The organism is Bradyrhizobium sp. WSM4874 (assembly GCF_055811835.1).
In genome coordinates this window covers 1-825 of the sequence record NZ_JBVVPR010000175.1, presented here as the reverse complement: position 1 = coordinate 825, position 825 = coordinate 1, and the positions used below count along the sequence as shown (strand labels likewise).

Sequence of the window (825 nt, the reverse complement as noted above, 5' to 3'; positions counted from 1 at the left end):
GGCGAGGCCTGGGGGACGCTGATTCCGTTGGATGCGGAGATGGTCGAGCACGCCGTTCTGGGACAACAGACTTTCACGGTCTGGTGCAATTCCGACGGACGCATCCAACCGCAGCCGACCAGCGATAGCCTTTTTGAGGATCTTCTGAAGAAAGATCAATTGAAGGAGACGCCTCTCCATGAGCTCGTCGCCGAAGCCATCGAGCAGGGCAAGAATGAAACCAATGATGACATCCTCGATCTGTTCGAGACCCTGCATGAGCGGCTGGTGCGGGCGGAGGGCATGGTCGCTGACGAGATCGCGCGGCGCAGGCGATGACTCCTCGCGCCGCGGTCAGCGCGATTCGGTGCAATAGGGCCCAGCTTGTACTAACGCGAGCACCGCGACCGCGGGCGGCCGATACCTCCGGTCATGAAGACATAGAAACCCGACGACCGGCCCGCGCTTCGACTAGTTTTAAGCTTCGCCGGAGCCGGAAAACAGCACCGTCGGTGGCGTCGCGCGCGGTGGCGGGAGAGTCCGACCGCCCGGGGCTCCCGGTCTGCTCTTGAGATCGTATCGCTGGGCCAGGTCGAGTAGCCGCCGCTTGGTGAATGGGTCCGCGTTCTCCGCCAGATCGCGCGCCCGCTGCGCGAAGCCCCTATAAAATTCTTCCACGACGCAACCCCCGCAACATCACTGAAAATCGGATTTCAGTGTGAGACGCGCTCCGCGTCAAGCGTCCTGGTGCATGCGGACAATTTCGGCAATTTACTTGTGCTCGCGGCGCACGGGGAACTAAGCTGGTCCCGGCAGGCAAAAATCATGACTCCGCTCTACCTCAGC

At 61.6% G+C, this 825-nt stretch carries 1 protein-coding gene and 1 pseudogene; one reads left to right on the top strand and one right to left on the bottom strand.

What is annotated here, in order from left to right; translation table 11 throughout:
- Positions 1–318: pseudogene (locus AC0L3P_RS39905) on the top strand (hypothetical protein); the annotation flags it as partial.
- A gap of 138 nt (positions 319–456) precedes the next feature.
- Here the strand turns inward: AC0L3P_RS39905 and AC0L3P_RS39900 are convergent.
- Positions 457–657 (bottom strand): hypothetical protein, encoded by a 201-nt coding sequence (locus AC0L3P_RS39900; protein WP_354167319.1) that lies wholly within the window; start codon positions 655–657, stop codon positions 457–459.
- Positions 658–825: the final 168 nt, after the last annotated feature.